Annotated in this window: 17 protein-coding genes; 12 read left to right on the forward strand and 5 right to left on the reverse strand. The window is 56.6% G+C overall.

What is annotated here, in order from left to right; translation table 11 throughout:
• Positions 1 to 109 precede the first annotated feature (109 nt).
• Complete coding sequence (locus FEF65_RS08165; RefSeq protein WP_138239321.1) at positions 110 to 2,521, forward strand: Tex family protein; 2,412 nt, start codon at positions 110 to 112, stop codon at positions 2,519 to 2,521.
• 93 nt (positions 2,522 to 2,614) lie between these two features.
• Here FEF65_RS08165 and FEF65_RS08170 read toward each other — a convergent pair whose 3' ends face one another.
• Positions 2,615 to 3,484 carry a DMT family transporter gene (locus tag FEF65_RS08170; protein ID WP_138239322.1) on the reverse strand — a complete coding sequence of 290 codons (870 nt, stop codon included), beginning with the start codon at positions 3,482 to 3,484 and terminating at the stop codon, positions 2,615 to 2,617.
• 107 nt (positions 3,485 to 3,591) lie between these two features.
• On the opposite strand from FEF65_RS08170, the gene FEF65_RS08175 reads away from it, so the two are divergent.
• The 3 genes from FEF65_RS08175 (at position 3,592) to FEF65_RS08185 (ending at position 7,078) form a co-directional block, all read left to right on the forward strand.
• On the forward strand, positions 3,592 to 4,224 hold the full coding sequence (locus FEF65_RS08175) for a YchE family NAAT transporter (RefSeq protein ID WP_138239461.1): 633 nt from the start codon (positions 3,592 to 3,594) through the stop codon (positions 4,222 to 4,224).
• 158 nt (positions 4,225 to 4,382) lie between these two features.
• On the forward strand, positions 4,383 to 5,969 hold the full coding sequence (gene pckA / locus FEF65_RS08180; RefSeq protein ID WP_138239323.1) for a phosphoenolpyruvate carboxykinase (ATP): 1,587 nt from the start codon (positions 4,383 to 4,385) through the stop codon (positions 5,967 to 5,969).
• Positions 5,970 to 6,013: 44 nt separating this feature from the next.
• On the forward strand, positions 6,014 to 7,078 hold the full coding sequence (locus tag FEF65_RS08185; protein WP_238701266.1) for a hypothetical protein: 1,065 nt from the start codon (positions 6,014 to 6,016) through the stop codon (positions 7,076 to 7,078).
• A gap of 62 nt (positions 7,079 to 7,140) precedes the next feature.
• Here FEF65_RS08185 and FEF65_RS08190 read toward each other — a convergent pair whose 3' ends face one another.
• Together FEF65_RS08190 and FEF65_RS08195 are read right to left on the reverse strand one after the other, a co-directional pair.
• The gene (locus FEF65_RS08190) at positions 7,141 to 7,959 is read right to left on the reverse strand and encodes a mechanosensitive ion channel family protein (protein WP_138239325.1); all 819 of its coding nucleotides are present in this window, start codon (positions 7,957 to 7,959) and stop codon (positions 7,141 to 7,143) included.
• A 20-nt stretch (positions 7,960 to 7,979) separates the two neighbouring features.
• Positions 7,980 to 8,645 (reverse strand): SDR family oxidoreductase, encoded by a 666-nt coding sequence (locus FEF65_RS08195; RefSeq protein ID WP_138239326.1) that lies wholly within the window; start codon positions 8,643 to 8,645, stop codon positions 7,980 to 7,982.
• 50 nt (positions 8,646 to 8,695) lie between these two features.
• Between FEF65_RS08195 and FEF65_RS08200 the strand changes: the two genes are divergently transcribed.
• The 6 genes from FEF65_RS08200 (at position 8,696) to FEF65_RS08225 (ending at position 13,477) form a co-directional block, all read left to right on the forward strand.
• On the forward strand, positions 8,696 to 9,130 hold the full coding sequence (locus tag FEF65_RS08200; RefSeq protein ID WP_138239327.1) for a NusG domain II-containing protein: 435 nt from the start codon (positions 8,696 to 8,698) through the stop codon (positions 9,128 to 9,130).
• Between the two features lie 9 nt (positions 9,131 to 9,139).
• Entirely contained in the window at positions 9,140 to 9,667 is a 528-nt protein-coding gene (locus FEF65_RS08205; RefSeq protein WP_238701268.1) for a Gx transporter family protein, read from the forward strand.
• Positions 9,651 to 10,565, forward strand: a complete 915-nt coding sequence (locus FEF65_RS08210) for a TonB C-terminal domain-containing protein (RefSeq protein WP_138239329.1) — start codon at positions 9,651 to 9,653, stop codon at positions 10,563 to 10,565. The genes FEF65_RS08205 and FEF65_RS08210 overlap by 17 nt, the downstream gene beginning before the upstream one ends.
• Positions 10,546 to 11,502, forward strand: coding sequence for an A/G-specific adenine glycosylase (locus FEF65_RS08215; protein ID WP_238701269.1), 957 nt, complete (start codon positions 10,546 to 10,548; stop codon positions 11,500 to 11,502). Before FEF65_RS08210 ends, FEF65_RS08215 begins: the two co-directional genes overlap by 20 nt.
• Before the next feature lie 71 nt (positions 11,503 to 11,573).
• Positions 11,574 to 13,127: a gamma-glutamyltransferase gene (gene ggt, locus FEF65_RS08220; RefSeq protein ID WP_138239463.1), complete on the forward strand. Its 1,554-nt coding sequence runs from the start codon at positions 11,574 to 11,576 to the stop codon at positions 13,125 to 13,127.
• A 2-nt stretch (positions 13,128 to 13,129) separates the two neighbouring features.
• Positions 13,130 to 13,477, forward strand: a complete 348-nt coding sequence (locus FEF65_RS08225; protein ID WP_138239330.1) for a VanZ family protein — start codon at positions 13,130 to 13,132, stop codon at positions 13,475 to 13,477.
• Between the two features lie 10 nt (positions 13,478 to 13,487).
• On the opposite strand, the gene FEF65_RS08230 is transcribed toward FEF65_RS08225, so the two are convergent.
• Entirely contained in the window at positions 13,488 to 14,423 is a 936-nt protein-coding gene (locus FEF65_RS08230; protein ID WP_138239331.1) for a lysylphosphatidylglycerol synthase transmembrane domain-containing protein, read from the reverse strand.
• Between the two features lie 102 nt (positions 14,424 to 14,525).
• Here FEF65_RS08230 and FEF65_RS08235 point away from each other — a divergent pair, with 102 nt between their 5' ends.
• Complete coding sequence (locus FEF65_RS08235) at positions 14,526 to 16,160, forward strand: ArnT family glycosyltransferase (RefSeq protein WP_138239332.1); 1,635 nt, start codon at positions 14,526 to 14,528, stop codon at positions 16,158 to 16,160.
• The gene (locus FEF65_RS08240; protein ID WP_138239333.1) at positions 16,160 to 16,891 is read left to right on the forward strand and encodes a dolichyl-phosphate beta-glucosyltransferase; all 732 of its coding nucleotides are present in this window, start codon (positions 16,160 to 16,162) and stop codon (positions 16,889 to 16,891) included. Before FEF65_RS08235 ends, FEF65_RS08240 begins: the two co-directional genes overlap by 1 nt.
• 27 nt (positions 16,892 to 16,918) lie before the next feature.
• Here the strand turns inward: FEF65_RS08240 and feoB are convergent, their stop codons facing one another.
• Complete coding sequence (gene feoB / locus FEF65_RS08245) at positions 16,919 to 18,985, reverse strand: ferrous iron transport protein B (RefSeq protein ID WP_138239464.1); 2,067 nt, start codon at positions 18,983 to 18,985, stop codon at positions 16,919 to 16,921.
• Positions 18,986 to 19,202 lie beyond the last annotated feature (217 nt).

Consider the following 19,202-nt stretch of genomic DNA (forward strand, 5'->3'; position numbering starts at 1 on the left):
CCCGGGGCTTTTCTGTTGTCATTTCATTCTTGAAATCTGACTATAAACTGGCGCCGGTTTCCATTCTCATCCCGATGATATTTTTTCCATTTTTGTTTCAGGAGAACACATGCGTATTGAACAGCGTATTGCGCAGGAGCTGAGCGTGCATGAGCGGCAGGTTGCTGCCGCGATAGGTTTGCTCGATGGTGGAGCAACCGTGCCGTTTATTGCCCGCTACCGTAAAGAAGTGACGGGCAGCCTGGATGACACACAGTTGCGCCAGCTTGAGGAGCGCCTGCGCTATCTGCGTGAGCTGGAGGCCCGCCGTGCGACAATACTCAAGTCTGTCTCGGAGCAGGAGAAGCTAACTGCTGCACTGGAAAAGGCGATCAGGGGTGCGGAAACCATGGCCCGGCTGGAGGATCTCTATCTCCCATTCAAGCCGAAGCGTCGAACCAAAGCCCAGATTGCCCGTGAGGCAGGCCTTGAACCACTGGCTCTCGGTCTGCTTTCAGATCCGGCGCAGAACCCGCTGCTTGTGGCCGAACAGTTTGTTCGCAGTGAGGCGGGTATCGACAGTGCCGAGGCGGCTCTTGAGGGAGCCCGGCAGATATTGATTGAGCACTTTAGTGAGGATGCTGATCTGATCGGGCGCTTGCGTGATTACCTCAGCCGTAATGCTGTGGTTGTAAGCAGTGTGGCCAGTGGCAAGGAAGAGGAGGGGGCCAAGTTCGGCGACTACTTCTCATATAGCGAGCCGTGGAAGCGGGTGCCGTCGCATCGGGCGCTGGCTCTGTTCCGTGGTCGGAATGAGGGCATCCTCACAGTGAAAATACAGGAAAACGCTCATGCAGATGAAGGTGTCGGCCATTGTGAGTCAGTGATGGCCAGTCATTTCAGAATCGCCGATCGTGGTCGGGCTTCTGATCGCTGGTTGCTCGATAGTGTTGCCGCAGCATGGAAAACCAGGTTGTTTAAACGTCTGGAGACAGATTTGTTTGCCGAGTTAAAGCAGAAGGCGGAAACGGAAGCGATCAGGGTATTCGCCAATAACCTGCGTGACCTGATGCTGGCGGCACCGGCCGGGCAGCGTGCAACGATGGGGCTGGATCCTGGGCTGCGTACAGGTGTGAAGGTGGCCGTTGTCGATTCAACCGGCAAGGTGGTTGATACTGCAACGATCTACCCGCATGCGCCGGCAAAGCGTTGGGATGAGGCGATTGCTGCGCTGGCTGTGCTGGCCGACAAACACCGTGTTGATCTGGTGTCCATTGGTAATGGTACCGGTTCACGCGAGACCGAAACCCTGGTCAAGGAGTTGCGCGAGCGATTCCCGCAATTACAGCTGACTCAGGTCATGGTGTCCGAGGCCGGTGCATCGGTCTATTCCGCATCTGAAGTCGCTGCCAAAGAGTTTCCCAATCTGGATGTTTCACTGCGCGGTGCTGTCTCGATTGCGCGCCGCTTGCAGGACCCGCTGGCCGAGCTTGTCAAAATCGAGCCTAAATCCATTGGCGTTGGTCAGTATCAGCATGATGTCAGCCAACCCTTGCTTGCGCGTACCCTTGATGGCGTGGTGGAAGATTGCGTGAATCATGTGGGTGTGGATATCAATACCGCATCGGCAGCGTTGCTCAGCCATGTGGCCGGACTGAGTCGTGCTGTAGCGGACAATGTCATCAGCTTCCGGGATGCTCAGGGAGCATTCCGGAATCGTCAGCAGATTCTCAAGGTGCAGGGCATTGGTCCGAAAAGTTTTGAGCAGGCAGCCGGCTTCATGCGCATCCGGAAAGGTGATAATCCGCTGGATGCTTCCGGTGTGCACCCCGAAGCCTACCCGGTGGTTCAACGGGTTGTGGAGGCGACCGGCAAGCAGGTGAACGAGTTGATGGGCAACAGCGAGCTGCTGCAGACCCTGAAGGCCGAGGATTTTGCTGATGAGCGTTTCGGTGTTCTGACGGTACGTGATATTTTGCAGGAGCTGGAGAAGCCGGGACGGGATCCCCGCCCGTTGTTCCGGACGGCAAAATTCAAGTCCGGCGTGAAAGAGCTGCATGATTTGCGTCCGGGCATGATTCTTGAGGGGGTTGTAACCAATGTGGCTAACTTTGGCGCCTTTGTGGACATCGGCGTGCATCAGGATGGCCTGGTGCATATTTCCGCACTGACGACACAGTTTATCGATGATCCCCGCAAGGTTGTTAAAACGGGTGATGTGGTGCAGGTGAAGGTGCTGGAGGTGGACAGCAGGCGCAAACGGATTTCACTGACCATGCGGATGGATGATCAGCCGGGAGCGAAAACCGAAGGCGAGGCTGCGCCAGGCGGGCGGGCGCAGGAGAAGCGCCGTGATGAGAGGCCTGCTGCCGGTGAAAAGCATCAGCGCGAGCGTTCAGGCAAGGATAAACGTCGCGAAGCGCCACAGGAGAAAGCGCCGAAAACGGCAAAAGAACAGGTCAAAAAGAAGCTGGAAGAGCAGAAAAAGCCGCCGCAGGGAGCCTTGGCCGCAGCCTTTGCCAAGGCGATGGCGGATAAGTAAGGCAGGGCCCTTCTGGCGTCTGCCTGCAGCGATGAGCAGGGGATCCGTGCCCGCCATCAATGGAGCGAGCCGTTGTGGAGGTCGGATCGTTCTTTACTTGCCGGGTCTCCGTTTTGATTCAAACAGCAGCAGTCCGGCCAGTATCATGAAGGCTCCCGTTACGATTTTCCCGTTCAGCGGCTCGTCGTTAAGTATGTGACCGAGCATCAGCGCCATGACAGGTGTAATCAGGGTGATCAGGGCGACGCGTGTTGCCTGTACATGCTTGAGTACATGGTAGTAGAGGGCAAAGCCGAGCACGGAGCCGAATATGGCCAGGTATATAATTGCACCGGCTGTTTTGGCCGGAATCTCTGCCGGTAACGATGGTCCGGCGAGCAGCCAGGTCACCAGCAGCAGTGGTGCCGCGATAGCCAGTCCACCGGATGTCAGTACAATGGACGGGATGTCGGCATTGATCCGTTTGATGCCGACGGCACTGGCCGAATGAATCACGACTGACAGAAGGACGGCACAGATCCCGGCTGCAGCATGGCTGTTAATCTCAATGGCAGTGGCGAAAATTGCAGCCAGACCGGCCACGCCAAGCAGCATGCCTGTAAGTTTTCTGGCGGTCAGTGTTTCTCCCTCCAGATGGCGAAGAGCCATCAGGCTGGTAAACAGCGGTGTCATGCCAAAAAGCAGTGACACCCAGCCGGAAGGAATGTACTGCGCGGCCCAGTATACCGGCAACATTGAGCCGTATATGCCCAGCCCTGCGGCCATATAGGCCTGCAATGCAGGGTGGTTACGTTTCAGCCTGTAGCCAAACACTGCCGCGGTCAGCAGTGCCAGAATGGCTCCGATACTCATCCGGCTGGCCAGGCCAAAGATAAAGCCCGCGCCTTCACCGCTCCACAGAATGGCGAGGGGTGTTGTGCTCCATATCATTATGACGCCGATATACGCTAAAGGCACGGACATGCCACTCTCCCGGGGGACTGCTGATTTCTTCAGTAGTCGACTGTTCTGCCGATCAGCGTTGCTGACAACCCTTGCTCATTGAGTCATGAATGTTGAGTATCATGAATATGCTTGATTACGCAGAGTACATTAAGATATTCGTCAGTTTACTGGCTGTCGTCAATCCGATCGGCGCCATACCTCTGTTTATCAGCATGACGGCGGATGAAAGCAGTGCCCAGCGCCGCCAGACCATTCACATGGTTGCTGTCGGAGTCGCGGCTATATTGTTGGCGACCCTGTTTTTTGGTGATCTGCTGCTACAGTTTTTCGGCATTACCATCGATTCGTTCCGGGTAGGGAGCGGTATTCTTATTTTATTGATGGCGATAGCCATGTTGCATGCCAAAAACAGTCCGATCAGACAAACAGAGGAGGAGGCCGGCGAATCGATCGCCAAGGAGTCGGTTGCAATTGTGCCACTGGCGATGCCATTGCTGGCCGGCCCTGGCGCGATCAGTACCGTGATTCTTGCCTCGCACAAGTCCGGCGGTATTGGCCATATGCTCGCCATTGCTGTTGGGATCGTCTTGCTGAGTCTGCTGGTTTGGGGGGCTTTGCGTCTTGCACCATGGATCGGTCGCCATATCAGCTCGACAGGGATTAATATTTTTACCCGTATTATGGGATTGATTCTTGCGGCGATTGCTATTGAGATCATGGCCAATGGAATCAAGGGGTTGTTTCCGGCGCTGGCCTGAACTTTGCTGCTGCGCCAGCGTAATAGTCATATAAAAATCATGGTTGTGGCTTGTTGTTTTAATCTCAATGATTGAGGTTTGCAGCGGGGGACAAGTCCGGCGATCGAGCAGTGGGGCCTGATTGTATCGCAAGGGTTAACGTATACGGGAGAGGATACATGCCATACACAGCACAACGCATTACCGAAGAGCTGGCCATGAGCCACCTGGGGCTGAAAAATCTTGAGAGCGTGCACTGGAACCTGCCGACGCCAAGTTTGTATGAACATGCGATTCGCCGGTGTGAGGGGCATCTTGCCCATATGGGCGCGCTGGTGGTTCGTACAGGTCATTTCACCGGGCGGGCAGTGAAAGACAAGTTCATTGTTGATGAACCGGCTACGCACGACAAGGTCTGGTGGGGTGAATTCAACAAGGCGATGCCGGAAGACCAGTTTGATGCATTGCTTGATCGTGTACGTGGCTATATGGATGGTCAGCAGGTTTATGTAGAGGATTGTCTTGTCGGTGCTGACTCTCATTATGAAAAGCCGGTACGTGTGATTACCCAGGATGCTTGGCACGCGCTGTTTGCCCGTACCATGTTTGTTCGCCCGGTCGATCTCGGTCGCGAGATTACCATTACCGAGCCCGATTTTACCGTGATTCATGTGCCGCATTTCCATGCCATGCCGAGTATCGATCACACCAACTCTGAAGCGTTTGTGATTTTGCACCTTAGCCGGCGTATTGCATTGATTGGCGGGACCTCCTATGCGGGCGAGATCAAGAAATCGATTTTCACCATCATGAATTACCTGCTGCCTGAGCAGGATGTGTTGCCGATGCATGCGGCTGTGAACGTCGGCGATGATCCGGCCGATGTCGCCGTCTTTTTCGGCCTCTCCGGTACCGGTAAAACCACCCTTTCATCGGATCCGTCGCGCAAGCTGATCGGTGATGACGAGCATGGCTGGAGCCGGAATGCCGTCTTCAATTTTGAGGGTGGCTGCTATGCCAAGGTCGACCACCTGTCGGAAGAAAAGGAGCCGCTCATTCATTCGGCGACCCATCGTTTCGGCACGATTCTGGAGAATGTGCGTCTGGATATGACCACACGCCGGGTCGATTTCGATGACGTGAGCCTGACACCGAACAGCCGCGCCTCCTATCCGATTCAGGCCATTCCCAATGCCATTTATCCCGGTGTCGGCAAAGCGCCAAAGAATATTGTCATGCTGACCGCCGATGCTTTCGGTGTTTTGCCTGCCTTGTCGAGGCTCACCCCTGAACAGGCGATGTATTACTTCCTGCTTGGCTACACCGCCAAGATTCCCGGCACAGAGATTGGTGTGGCTGAACCGGTCGCCACCTTCAGCCCATGTTTTGGTGCACCGTTTATGGCTCGTCACCCGGTGATTTATGCCCGTATGCTTGGTGAAAAGATTCGCGCAGGTCATGTGAAATGCTGGTTGCTGAATACCGGCTGGAGCGGAGGCCCTTACGGCGTGGGTGAGCGCATGGATATCGGTTTGACGCGTACGTTGCTTTCGGCAGCATTGGCCGGTCATCTTGATGATATCAAGTACCAGCGCCATCCGATTTTCGGGTTGTTTATGCCGGATACACTTGATCCGATTACGACCTGGAGCGATGCGATGGAGTACAGGGTTACAGCAGAGAAGCTTGCGACCAGCTTCAAGGAGGCGTTTGCACCGTTTCAGGGTGCGGTCTCCAAAGAGGTTCTGGCCTCAGGTCCCCGTTAATGCAGATTCATTTTTCTCCCGATCAGCCAGAGGATGGAGACAGCATGCTGCCATTGCAGCGCCGTGGTTTTCAGCTTGGCTATGTAGCGGCATCCGGGCGGGCGTCCATGCCTGCCGCTGCCGCGGTGATAACGGCCTGGCGACAGGATCAGGCCATGCTGCTGCCTGCCATGGTTGATGTTGCACCATTTTCAGGCCAGATCGCCCAGGCCCATCGGTTGATGGAGCAGGTACTCGAGAACGAGGAGGCCGCCTCCTTTTTTGATGAGGAACCCTACTGCAGTCGTTTGCAGCAGTTGCCATTACTTGGCGCCTCGCTGGAGGAGCATGATCGCCAGGGCATTGAGAAGATCTATTTTGATGCTGAAGTGGACGGAGAGCTTGTAGCCGAAGGGTTGTGGTGCAAGGCGTCATGGCTCTCTTTTCATGATGAGGATGCATCGCTGCGTTTCCGTTTCTCGTTTGGTATGGAAGGTTTTGAAGATGTTGCCGCAGATCCGGTAAGTCAGCATTGGGCCGGTGAGCTGTGCGATGCACTGTTTCCGGAGTCTGCAGCCGTGACGGCGGATGAACATATCCTGCAGTTGCTGCATGGCGTGCTTGATGGTGAACCGGCATTTGTAGAGCGCATTGTCTATTTTAATGCTCCCAACGGGGGCGCCCAGATGCATCATGACGTTGAGCGCGGCCATGATGGTGTGATCTATGCACAGTTAAGTGGCTCGACGTTCTGGCTTGCTTTGGCCAAGCCATTGCTCATGGATGAGCTGGTGGCATTTGTGGCCGATCCCCGGCATGCAGAGGATCTGCGGGCTGTATTACCGGAGGAGGCCGATCGTCAGGAGCTTGCCCGGCTTTTGCAGGATCGGGCGGCTCTGTCTGCATATCTGGATGAGCCGGATCATGAGCTGGTTGAAGCAGTGATGGATCGCTGTGCCGCTTTTGTCGGTTATCTCGTCGAGCGTGGTTATGGCTATATGCTGGAGCCGGGTGATGCGCTGCTTCTGCCACAGCGCGATCTGGATACCTGTGTCTGGCATTCGGTTTATTGCCTGGGCGATGAGCCGGGTGAGGCTCTGTCGTTCGCACTGCGCCGCAAAGTGAACTGATTCTTCCCTCTGTCGGCACAACCGTGCCGGCAGAGGGAATGATGCGGATTGTTTGTCGGCAGTTATTCTGATTTAGTGATGTGCAGATCCATTTGCGGGAACGGAATGGAGATGCCAGCCTCATCAAAGGCCAGTTTCACCTTCTCATTCAAATCAAATCGTACCGCCCAGTAGTCGCCTGTGTTTACCCACGGACGGACGTTAAAGTTGACGCTCGAGTCGGCCAGCTCACCTACGGCAACCAGCGGTGCCGGTTCTTTCAGGATACGCGCATCCGCATCCATCAGCGCCAGTAGAATCTCTTTGGCTTTCTTGATGTCGGCGTCGTAACCGATGCCGAATACCATATCGATCCGGCGTGTCGGGCGGGCCGAGTTGTTGGTGATGGTGCCGCTGTAGATTGAGCCGTTGGGCACAATCATGATGCGATTGTCGCCGGTGCGAATGGTGGTGCTGAAGATGCCGATCTCCTCAACCCCTCCGGATACTCCGCCTGCTTCAATGGTATCACCGACCTTGAACGGTCGAAACACAACCAGCAGTACTCCGGAGGCGAAATTTTTCAGCGAGTCCTGTAGCGCCAGGCCCACGGCCAGTCCGGCAGCACCGATCAGGGCTACAAATGAGGTGGTATTGACGCCAAGCTGATCGAGTGCGGAGATCACAATGACCAGCAGCAGCAGTGCATTGAGAATCGAGCGCAGGAATGTGACCAGCATGAGATCCATGCCTGCCTTGCTCATCATGGTGACGACAAGCTTGAGGAGCACATCGGCAATTTTTCGGCCGACCACAAAAATTGCGAGCGCCAGGGCAATATTGATGCTCCATGGCAGGATGTAGGTATCAATCAGTTCCTGAATATGCAATGACTCGGGCATTTGACTCTCCTTTTAGGGCGTTAGTATGGAACTACCTGCCCATCAAAGGCAACGAACAGGCCCGGTGCGTATTCGCGTGCATGTGCGATGACATGACTCATGCCGGCCACCGAGGTGGTGATATCGATCAGTCCAGTCTGATGGGTCATATCAGTTTTAACCCATCCCGGGTGCAGGGTGATGACGTGCACACCGGCCGGTGCGAGATCAACCGCCATGGATTTGGATACGATCACAAGGGCTGCCTTGGCGGCCCGGTAGGCATAGGTGCCTCCACTGCTGTTATCTGCCGATGAGCCCATTTTTGAGCTGATATTGGCAATGACGGAGCCCTTTGGCATACGCTGATGCAGTCGTTTGACGACACGAAGCGGCCCAATGCAGTCGATGTTAAATACATCCAGCATGGCCGCTGAAGTGACGCCGGCAAGCGATTGCCCTCCCTTGCTGTCGCCATAAATACCGGCATTGTTGATCAACAGATCGATATGGTCGGGAAGTGCTCCCTCAGGTGGCTGGTCGCCGCCGATATCCCAGCGTAGCAGGTGCAAAGCTTCACAGGCAAGGTCGTCAAGACCGCCGCGATTGCTTCTGTAGCAGGCCCATACCTGATGTCCGGCCTGCAGATAGTGGCGGACAAATCCCAGTCCCAGACCACGGTTGGCCCCGGTAATCAATACGTGCATGAATATGGCTCCATTGGATCATAGTGGGCGGCTGCTGTTACCATTGCCGCATGGCAACCCTAACCCGTCAAAAGCCTGTGGGGCAAAGTCTCTCCGTTACCCTTAAGGGCACGCGGGCGGATCGCGTGTTGCTGGCACTGGCACTGCTGCTGATTGCGACTGCATGGTGGGTGATTCAGGCCGTCATGCTTTCAGGACCGGCTGTCGCCATGATCTATCACGGCTCCACCTTGCTGGCCAGCTATCCGCTGCCAGGGCCCGGTGAACCTGCTATTCATGTGACGGCCGGCGGTGAGCTGGGGGATAGTGAGGTGATTATTGACCAGCAGGGGGCTCGCATCAGTGCCTCTCCCTGTGTGACACAACTCTGTGTGTTGAGCGGTGCGCACCGGCATGCCGGTGATATCATCGCCTGCGTGCCCAACCACATCCTTGTGACCATTCAGGGGAGTGAAGACAGCAGCTATGATGCGATTGTTGAATAGCCTGTGTTGATGCGTCAAAAGAGACCATCGCTGCAGTCGCTGGAGTATAAGGCGCGCTGGCTGGCACTGCTGCTGCTCGCGGTCGGGTTGCATCTGTTTGAAGCGTCACTGCCGAGTCTCGGGCCATGGTTCAAACTGGGACTGGCCAATCTGGTGACGTTGCTGGTGCTTGTCTGGATGGGGCCGAGGGCGGCGGTTGCTCTGGCCGTCGGGCGGGTCCTGATCGGTGCCTTTTTTATCGGTACGCTGTTCACGCCGACGTTTCTGATCAGTATGGCCGGAGCGCTCAGTGCGGCGGTTGTCATGGTACTGGCATGGCGATGGTTGCCGGGTATCAGCCTGATCGGTATCAGCCTGCTGGCCGCGCTAACTCATATGGTGGCCCAGTTTGTTGTCGTTGAGGGGCTGTTTATTCAGCAGCCGGCTCTTTATTACGCCTTACCACCGTTGTTACTGCTATCGACGATCAGCGGCTGGCTAAATGGGGCACTGGCGTTGTATATTGTCGCCCGGCTGAACTATGAAATACAGGATTAAACCACAACAGCGCCGCCTTGGTGTTTCTCTGACCGCATCCATTGCCGTGCACGTGCTGCTGGCGGTGTTTATCGGTATGACCCAAAGTGAAAAGCCGCTGCCGAAAAAAGATGCGCCGCAGATTATGGATGTGGTGCTGCTGGATGATGAAAAAACTCCGGCGAAAAAGGCTCCTGAAAAGGCTAAAACAATCTCCAACCGGGATGCTGTAGGCGGCAGCAAGCAAGCTGAAGATACAGTGACACGCCATGCCCGTGCTCCGCTTAGCGGGGAGCAGCGACAGCAGCCTCCGGCTCCGCCACCACCGCCTAAAACGCCACCGCCACCGGTTAAGCAGCAGAGCTCCCGCATGCTGGCAAGGCGTGGAGATACGCCCGATACCCAATCCCCGCGCGAGGAGAAGCCTCGTAAGGATGAGCCGAAACAGGTGGTGGAGCAGCAGGTCAGGGAGGTGCCGCCGCTTTCCAGCCTGATGCCTTCTGCAATGGCATTGTCACAACTTTCCCGCGATTTTCAGCGTGAGCGGCTGATGAAGCAGAAGCTGAGCCGGGAGGCGGATATTCCGATTAATACCCGTCAGGCCAAATACGCCCCTTATGCCCAGTCGCTTGTCAGGGCGCTGGAGGAGCAGTGGCGTCCGGGTCAGGCCAGTTATGACAGGTATACCGATGATGCCAGACGTTCGCTGATCAAGTTGACGATTGAGCGCAATGGGGATCTGGGCGGAGTGGAAATTCTGCATCCGAGTCCAATCGCACAGATTAACGAGAGCGCTGTTGAGGCCATTCATGCGGCGGCTCCGTTCAAGGTGTTACCCACTTCGTGGGGGCTGGACCGGGTCAGTTTCTACCTGACCTTCGAGGTGGTTGAGGATCGGCTTGTCTTCCATCCGATGTGAGGCGCTGGTGGCGTGGTATGCACAACATGCCCGCGATTTGCCATGGAGGCATACCGCCGATCCGTATCATATCTGGGTTTCGGAAATCATGTTGCAGCAGACACAGGTCAAAACCGTGTTGCCGCGCTATCTGCAGTGGTTTGAGGTGTTTCCCGATGTTGCAGCACTTGCTGCGGCACCGCTTGATCAGGTACTGAAGGCCTGGGAGGGACTGGGTTACTACCGGCGGGCCCGTTTTTTGCATCAGGCGGCCACGGATGTGGTGGAGCGATTTGGCAGTCGTTTTCCGCAGGAATTTGCTGCCATGATGTCACTGCCAGGTATCGGGCGCTCCACCGCCGGGGCGATCGCCTCGTTCTGTTACGGTATGCGCACACCGGTGCTGGATGGCAATGTGAAGCGGGTACTCCGCCGCTGGCATGGCCAGCCGGAAGCAACGGACCGCTTGTTGTGGGAGCAGGCACAGCAGGCAATCGATCTTGCCGGTGATCCGGCCATATGGAATCAGGCGATGATGGAGCTGGGTGCGACCGTTTGCACCCCGACATCGCCAGACTGTCAGAGCTGTCCGGTTGCCCGTTATTGTTTGTCGGCAGACCAGCCGATGGACGCGGTGATCGTGAAAAAGAGAGCTGTGCGGGATCTGCACTGGCGGATTGATCTTTATATATGTCCGGATCGGGGGATCTGGATGACGCAGCGGGGTGAGCAGGAGATATGGGCTGGGTTGTGGACGCCACCGATTCGCGAACTTGCCAGTGAGCCGGCGGTAGCACCCTGTCTGGTACATCTGTTAACCCATCGTCGCCTGCATTTGTATGGAGAGCGCCAGACCGGCAATCCGATCACTGCCGGCCAGTGGGTGAGCGATATTTCACAGCTGGCTTTGCCAACCGGTATTCTGCGATTGCTGGCCAGGTATGGGGTTCAGCCGTGATCCGTTTCTTTTTTGTCCTGCTGCTCTGTCTGCCTCAGCTTTCTTATGCAACAGCAACAGCTCCCTCAGCCATGGTGGTGGCGGCCCAACCGCTGGCTGCACAGGCCGGAATCGAAATGCTTGCAAAGGGTGGCAATGCTTTTGATGCGGCAGCTGCGACAGCTCTGGCTCTGGGGGTTGTCGAACCCGGCTCCTCCGGTCTGGGGGGCGGAGGCTTTTTTCTGCTCTATATCGCCAAAGAGAAACGGTTTGTCATGATTGATGCCCGTGAGGCATCGCCCCGCCTGGCCGGGCATGGTGAGGTTTTTGCCGCCAGATCCAGTATCGACGGGCCACAGGCGGCAGCGGTTCCCGGTCTTGCTGCCGGCGTGGCGCGGCTGGTGACAACATATGGCAGGCTTAAGCGGAGCGAGATCACAGCGCCGGCGATTCGGCTGGCCGAGGATGGCTTTACCGTGTCGCCCCGTCTGGCATCGATGATTCAGTGGCGTCACGAAGCATTCAATGAGGCCGCCCGGGCACTGTTTTTTAAAAATGAAGGGGAGCTGATCCGGCAGCCGGCTCTGGCTGCCACACTCAGGCGTTTTGCCGCTCATGGCACGGCCGATTTTTATCGCGGTGAAACGGCATTAAGGCTGGCGCGTGATATGCAGCGTGACGGTGGCCTGATCCGGCTGGCCGATCTGGCCCGTTATCGGGCGCTTGAGCGCCAGCCGGTCACCTTTGACTATCACGGTTTTCAGGTGGTTTCTGCAGCACTGCCATCGTCGGGCGGGATGACGCTGGCCCACATCTTCGGCCAGTTGCGCGATGATCAGTTGCAGTCGCTGCCCATGGCGGATCGGGACCACCTGCTGATTGAGGCGATGAAGCGCGCATACAGGGATCGCAACCGTTATCTCGGAGATGCTGATTTTGTCACCATACCACGTGATTATCTCAAGCCGCAGCGCCTTGCCGAGCTGCGCAGCGGTATTACCATGGATCATGCAACGCCATCGCTGGATATTCAGGGTACCGGTGAGATGCTCAGTGAGGGGCAGGATACCACCCATTTTTCCGTTATTGATGGCGATGGCAATATGGTGTCGGCGACATTGTCGGTGAATTACGGCTTCGGATCCGCTTATGTGTCGCCATCTACCGGTATTCTGCTCAACGATGAAATGGATGATTTCGCCACCCGCCCCGGCAAGGGCAATGCCTACGGTCTGGTGCAGGGGCTGGCCAACAGTGTTGAGCCAGGTAAACGCATGCTCTCTTCGATGACACCGACGTTTGTGATCGGACCGGAGCGAACCCTGATTGTCGGTACGCCCGGTGGCAGCCGTATTATTTCCATGGTGTTGCTGGCAACACTCGGATTTATGCTGGATGCATCCCCGGCTGACAGCTGGGTCAATGCGCCGCGTTTTCACCACCAGTTTTTACCTGATGTGGTGCAGTTTGAGGCGGGGGCATTCTCGGATGTAGTTGCTGCCGAGCTGAAAAAACGGGGCCATGCTTTGCAACAGGTGGCGCATCCGTATGGTAATATGGAGGCGATACTTGTCGATCATAGTCGCCAGGCGTTGACCGGGATCCCGGATCGGCGCGGTGAGGGCGCAGCCCTGACAATGGAGTGATGATGCTTGAGTTGATTCGCCAGCGCTGGCTTTTGATTTGTTCACTGTTGCTGGCAGTGATTACCACACTGTCGTTGTGGCCGATGGAGAAGCTGCCTGATGTGCCCGGCAGCGATAAAATTCATCATTATATCGCTTATGGCGCCCTGATGTTGCCGCTGGCGCTACGCCGGCCGCAAGGATGGCCGTGGCTGGCTCTGCTCTTTTTTGCCTGGAGTGGTGCGATTGAGCTGATTCAGCCCTATGTGAATCGCTATGGTGAGTGGGCAGATCTGGCCGCCAATGGAGCGGGTCTGCTGAGTGGTTTGTTGCTGGCATGGCTGCTTAACCGTTTGCTGCAGCGCCGCTGACCGGCAGTCCTTATGGCTGCTGCATCGATGCCTCGATCTGCTGGCGGCCGCCCATGCGCCATAACACATACAGACCCGGCAGCGATGAAAGAGCCAGCACGATCACCCAAAGTGCAGCCATGGCTGCAGCTGCAGCCTGATCGCCACCGAAATAGGCAGCAAAGCCGACATAGCCGGCTTCACGTACGCCGAATCCATTCAGTGAGATTGGCAGCATGGCCATGACAGCAACCAGTCCCACCATGACGGCATACTCCGGCCATGCCATATGCAGGCCGACAGCCATGCCCAGCAGGACATGCGCCTGAATGATGATCAGCTGAAACACAAACGACACCGGCATGCTTTTCCACCACATCTGCCGGAACAGCGGATCTCGCAGAGGCAGTGATTTCAGCCTTTCCAGTTTTGCCGGCAGCCAGGCGGTGAAGCGTGGCAACAATGGCATGGTGATCCACATGGCACTGACCAGAGCCAGCCAGCTCCACCAGCCGGATGCAGGCACGGTGACCATGGCCATGCAGATGGTCAGTACCAGCACAAGGGCATACAGCCCGTTGACCCGGTCAAGAATAACGCTTGCAGCAGCAGTCACCCCGATGCCGGCACGCCCCTCTCCCCTGGCAAGAAGAATGCCGCGTACGACATCACCACCAATAGTGGAGGGCAGAAAGAGGCTGGCGAACATACCCAGAAAATAGAGGCGAATTTTGCGGCGGCGTGAAACCTCTATGCCGAGTCCGTGCGAAATCCACGCCCAGCGCAGGCCGCACAGGGCATAGCCGACGGCAACCAGTACGATCGCCAGCAGCAACCATAGCGGGTTAATCTCAATGATTCGGGCCCAGACATCATGCATGTCGACGGTGCGCACAATAAAAATCAGCAGGCTTGCCGTGAGTGCCATCTTGAGCAGCAACAGCAGATGGGATTTTTTTACAGTCATGCGTAAACGTAGCACAGGCCGACAGTGCAGAGAATTAATTTCATGCTGTGACGGATGCAGGCTGTGAATTGCCAAAGCTGGGCAGTCTTCTAGATTGCGGAGATGCATTCATCATCATCCAACCCGATCCCTGTCTGGCTGCTCTGGATGTGGGCGCTGCTGACTCTCGCAACGCTGGGGCTTGCACCTCTGTTTGATTATGATGAAACCATTTATGCCCAGACCGCTGTTGATATGATGCATCACGGTGAGTGGATTGTTCCCACCGCCAACGGATTACAGTTTTTCGAAAAGCCGCCGTTTACCTATTACCTGATGGACCTCTGTTTCTCTGTTTTCGGCGAGAATGCCTTTGCCGCCAGGTTGCCTTCCTCGCTGTTTACGCTGGCAACAGCCCTGTTGCTGCTGCATTTCGGGACCCGATTGCACAGCCGCCATTTCGGCCTGGCAGCTGCCGCGATATTTCTCAGCATGCTGGAGGTGGGGTTTCTGGCTCATGCCGCCATCCTTGATGCGGTACTGAACTTTTTTATTGCCGCGTGTCTGTTGAATTATGCCTTGTGGCTGCATGGCGGTGAGCGTCGGCACGCCCTCTGGACGGCTGCGATGATGGGGGCAGCCGTCAGTATCAAGGGACCGGTTGGTGCGGTTGTGCCGGTCATGGTGATCGTGGCTGAGCGTTTGCTGGTTGGCCATTTGCGGCAATTGCTGGCTGATATCCCATGGCTTACCGCACTTCCCCTGTTTTTTCTCACCGCGACGCCCTGGTACCTGATGATTCTCATCGAGCATGGACCGGGCTTTTTGTACGAGTTTATCTGGGTGCAGAATATTGGCAGGGCGATGCATCCGATGCAGGGGCATGGTGGTGGCTTGCACTACTATATCGTGGTGTTTGTCGTTTCAGTGCTGCCCTGGCTAGCTGTTCTGCCCCGGGCCACCGTGCAGGCATGGCAGCAGCGTCGGGATGATGATGTTCTGACCATGCTGAGCCGGCTGGCGATGGTTTTGATCATACTGGTGATTGTTCTTTTTACCTTTGCGCAGACCAAGCTGCCACACTATATCTCCTGCATTTATCCGGGGGTTGCCCTGCTGCTGGCGTCGGCCTGGATACGGGCTGTACCCGATGATATGGCGGCGCGGCGTATAACGCGTATGACCCTGTCGCTGCTTGTGCCTGTTGCATTGCTGCTGATCTCTGTGCCGCTGATCTACCCGTGGCTGCAGACATTGCCGCATCACCCTCGCGCCGTTGCTATTTTGGCTCAGGATATCAGCCCCTCCCTGCTGATCTCCTGTATGGGGGGATTGTTGCTGCTGGCTCTTGTCTGGTTGCTCCGTCAGGCAAGTGGTGCCCGTCTGCTGTTTGCGCTGGTGGTGACCGGTATGGCGCTGCAGTTTACCCTGCTGGTCGGGGCTGGCGGGTTCGCCGGCCGATTGATGCAGGCGCCGACGATGGCGATTGTCGACAAGGTTACGGCGATGCCGGAGGCGATGCCATTTTACAGCTATAACCTCAATGCGCCGTCCATATCATTCTATGCCGGTCGTAATTACAGGATGGAGCTGGGGGCAGAAGGGGCTGGTAACCTGAGCAGGCTGACGCCACCGTTTGCCCTGATGTTACGCAGTGAATCGCGGCCTGAGCTGCCATGGCTAAGCAGTCTGCAACCGGCCGTGGATCAGGGCGGTTACTTGCTCTATTTGGTGACATCTGGGAGAAACGGGGAGTGATGAAGCTTTCCGTAATCATTCCTGCCTACAATGAGCAGGAGCGTCTGCCGGCAACCCTTAGGGATGCCTATGCCTGGCTGCAGGCAAATTTTGATGACAGTTTTGAAATCGTGGTGGTGGATGATGGCAGCGTCGATGCCACCTCCGCAAAGGTGCGTGAGCTTGCCGCCGACATGCCGGAGCTGAGGCTTTTGCAGCAGCCGCATAATCGCGGTAAGGGAGCAGCGGTTCGCCGTGGCATGCTGGAGTCTGTCGGCACGGTTCGTCTGTTTATGGATGCTGATCATGCCACCCATATCAGTGAGGTGGTCAAGGTGATGCCCGCCATCGATGGCGGAGCTGATGTGGTGGTGGCCTCACGCCAGCATCCTGACTCCGATATTGCCCAGCATCAGTCGTGGTTGCGTGAGCATATGGGGCAGGGGTTCAACCTGTTGATGCGTGGCATGGTCGGGCTCGATATGCCCGATACGCAGTGCGGCTTCAAGGCATTTACCGCAGTGGCGGCCGATGCTGTGTTCAGCCGCCAGAAGCTTGATGGCTTCAGTTTCGATGTCGAGGCACTGTTTCTGGCGCAGGCGCTGGGGTTAAACATGGTCGAGATACCGGTTCGCTGGGTCAATGAGCCGAACTCCAGAGTGAGAATACTGGTGGATCCGATGAAAATGTTTGCCGACCTGATTCGCATCCGGCGTTTGCACCGCGCTGATCCTGCTATTCGACGGCGCTGACACTTGCCGGCAAACAGCTGCTCTCTGTCAGAACAGAGGGCTGGAAAGCGTTAACAGCATCCGCACGCAGGTTGCGGCAATCAGTGCCACCCCAATCGACAGAATAATTGAAAACAGCGCTTCCTTTCTGCCGATCACCTTCAGCATGACAGCAAAGGTGGAGACACATGGAATATAGAACAGCAGAAAGACCAGAAATGTGGTGATCTGAATGTGATCCAGCAGCGGAGTGATCTCGAATGTGCCGAGCGCCTGATAAATCATGGCCAGCGACAGCTCCTTTCGCAGCACGCCGAACAGAATCGGTACGCCCATGGCAACCGGCAGCCCCAGCATCCAGCCGGTCACTGGCGTCAGCAGCGTATTGATCCACTGGTCCATGCCGGCAAACTGCATCAGCGCCAGTATGATGCTGCCGGCAACCAGCAGTGGCGTGACAATGGTCAGTATGTCGCTCGTGCGTTGCCATGTGCCGGCGAGGAGAGGGTGCCAGCGTGGCCAGGCATAGGCGGGAATCTCCTGAATAATGCCGGGACTCAGCTCCGGATAGCGATGCGATAACAGTCGGCCCAGCAGGGCGATGATCAGCAGGTTGAGCAGAAACAGGGCAAAGACACCGGCGGCTCCCAGGTATTTGGCCCCGAGCGCCAGCACCACGGCTGAACGGGCTGAGCACGGGACAAAGGTGATCAGCAGTGATGCGATGACGCGATCACGCCCATGGCACAGGCTGCGGGTTGCGGCAATGGCGGGGACGTTACAGCCAAGTCCGAGCAGGAAGGGGACGGCCACCTTGCCATGCAGTCCGACAGCATGGAAAAAACGGTCCACGACAAAAGCGATGCGCTGCATGATGCCGGTCTCTTCCAGCAGGACGAGCATCAGTACGAGTGGCAGCATGTAGGGAATGACAATGCCGATCAGTCCGATCAGTCCGTCGGCAACAGCCCTGCCGATGATACCTGTGGCCGTTTCCGGCTGCCATGCGCTGATCCAGGTGGCTAACCGTGCCGCCGACAGGGCATCCAGGGTTGCACTGACCTCAAATACCAGAAACAGAATTGCCGCGAATACAGCCAGTGAGCCGAACAGCCCCCAGCGGGGGTGCAGAAAGAACATATCCAGTCGTTCTTCTGTGGTGGTGGCCGGGCGATGCATAATCGTTGCAACGGATTCAAACATGCTGATGGCGCGCTGGTGGCGATCTGCCTCGACCTCGGTCGCCAGCGGTCTGGAAAGTTCGCTGGCTGCAGTTTTGTGTAGCGCCTCGATGGCCGGCAGTAAGTCAGGGCAGTGGCTGGCGACCTCCCGGCCAAGATAGGGATCCTGCTCCAGCAGTTGCATCAGCAGGAAATCCGCCGGCAGGTTAAATGCTGTGCGGGTATGTTCGGCACATGCATCGGAGCCATAGAGAATGTGGCGCATCTGTTGCAGCCATGGCTGCAGTGGCAAGCCGATCGGTTGCGGCAGCGGGCAGATTGCCTGGCGCGCGGTGCTCAGAACCTGGTCAAACAGGGTGGCAAGGCCATGGCCTTTCAGTGCGACGGTCGGAATGACCGGAATGCCGAGGCGGGCTGACAGGGCCTCGACATCGATGACGACACCCTTGCGGCGGGCCTCATCCATCATATTCAGCGCAACGACAACAGGTAGGCCCAGTTCCAGCAGCTCCAGCGTCAGTTCAAGGCTGCGGCCAAGCACGCTGGCATCAATCACATGGATCAATATGTCCGGCCGTGGAAACGGGGCGGGTGGATCATGTTGCTCGTGGCGGGAAACAAGTGGCCGCTCATCGCCCCAGAGCAGATACTTCATGGCTTCCAGGTCCGCACCGGTCAGTCCGCGCAATGAGTGCAATGCCGGCAGCTCAACAAGATGCATTTCATCTGCGCCGATCTGAACCGGGCACTCTGCATAGCTTTTGTTGGTGCCGGAGAGTTTCCCCGTGCGATAGTGGGTGCTGGCGACAGCCTGGAAGATGGTGCTCTTGCCGCTGTTGTGCTGGCCGACCAGTGCCACGCGCAGGCGGCTGTCGCCGCGGTAAAGGCGGCGATGAAAGGTGAGGGGGTGAGTCGTATCGAAAACCTGCGGCATCTCAATGAAACTCGATTTTAATATAACAAAAGTCAAATGCATTTACCACAGAGTACGCAGGGTTTCGCAGAGTAAGGCATCATGTTGGTTTCGGTGTCCTTGGGGTATGCGTACTGAAATAGCTTCGAGGGTGGCATGATTCCTCATTACATAATAATTAGCGTGGACTTGTTTGTACTCCGTGTACCGCTGTGTCCTCCATGGTTTAAACAAAGAT

Origin of the sequence: Mariprofundus erugo, assembly GCF_005818865.1 — a bacterium.
Lineage (GTDB): Bacteria > Pseudomonadota > Zetaproteobacteria > Mariprofundales > Mariprofundaceae > Mariprofundus > Mariprofundus erugo.

Bases quoted from the DNA above. Each gene is read 5' to 3' on its own strand.
- FEF65_RS08165 (WP_138239321.1), top strand. From the start codon at position 110: ATGCGTATTGAACAGCGTATTGCGCAGGAGCTGAGCGTGCATGAGCGG.
- FEF65_RS08205 (WP_238701268.1), top strand. From the start codon at position 9,140: ATGCGTCAAAAGAGACCATCGCTGCAGTCGCTGGAGTATAAGGCGCGC.
- FEF65_RS08185 (WP_238701266.1), top strand. From the start codon at position 6,014: ATGCTGCCATTGCAGCGCCGTGGTTTTCAGCTTGGCTATGTAGCGGCA.
- FEF65_RS08175 (WP_138239461.1), top strand. From the start codon at position 3,592: ATGCTTGATTACGCAGAGTACATTAAGATATTCGTCAGTTTACTGGCT.
- FEF65_RS08195 (WP_138239326.1), bottom strand. From the start codon at position 8,645: ATGCACGTATTGATTACCGGGGCCAACCGTGGTCTGGGACTGGGATTT.
- FEF65_RS08230 (WP_138239331.1), bottom strand. From the start codon at position 14,423: ATGACTGTAAAAAAATCCCATCTGCTGTTGCTGCTCAAGATGGCACTC.
- FEF65_RS08190 (WP_138239325.1), bottom strand. From the start codon at position 7,959: ATGCCCGAGTCATTGCATATTCAGGAACTGATTGATACCTACATCCTG.
- FEF65_RS08170 (WP_138239322.1), bottom strand. From the start codon at position 3,484: ATGTCCGTGCCTTTAGCGTATATCGGCGTCATAATGATATGGAGCACA.
- FEF65_RS08210 (WP_138239329.1), top strand. From the start codon at position 9,651: ATGAAATACAGGATTAAACCACAACAGCGCCGCCTTGGTGTTTCTCTG.
- ggt (WP_138239463.1), top strand. From the start codon at position 11,574: ATGGTGGTGGCGGCCCAACCGCTGGCTGCACAGGCCGGAATCGAAATG.
- feoB (WP_138239464.1), bottom strand. From the start codon at position 18,985: ATGCCGCAGGTTTTCGATACGACTCACCCCCTCACCTTTCATCGCCGC.
- FEF65_RS08225 (WP_138239330.1), top strand. From the start codon at position 13,130: ATGCTTGAGTTGATTCGCCAGCGCTGGCTTTTGATTTGTTCACTGTTG.
- pckA (WP_138239323.1), top strand. From the start codon at position 4,383: ATGCCATACACAGCACAACGCATTACCGAAGAGCTGGCCATGAGCCAC.
- FEF65_RS08200 (WP_138239327.1), top strand. From the start codon at position 8,696: ATGGCAACCCTAACCCGTCAAAAGCCTGTGGGGCAAAGTCTCTCCGTT.
- FEF65_RS08235 (WP_138239332.1), top strand. From the start codon at position 14,526: ATGCATTCATCATCATCCAACCCGATCCCTGTCTGGCTGCTCTGGATG.
- FEF65_RS08240 (WP_138239333.1), top strand. From the start codon at position 16,160: ATGAAGCTTTCCGTAATCATTCCTGCCTACAATGAGCAGGAGCGTCTG.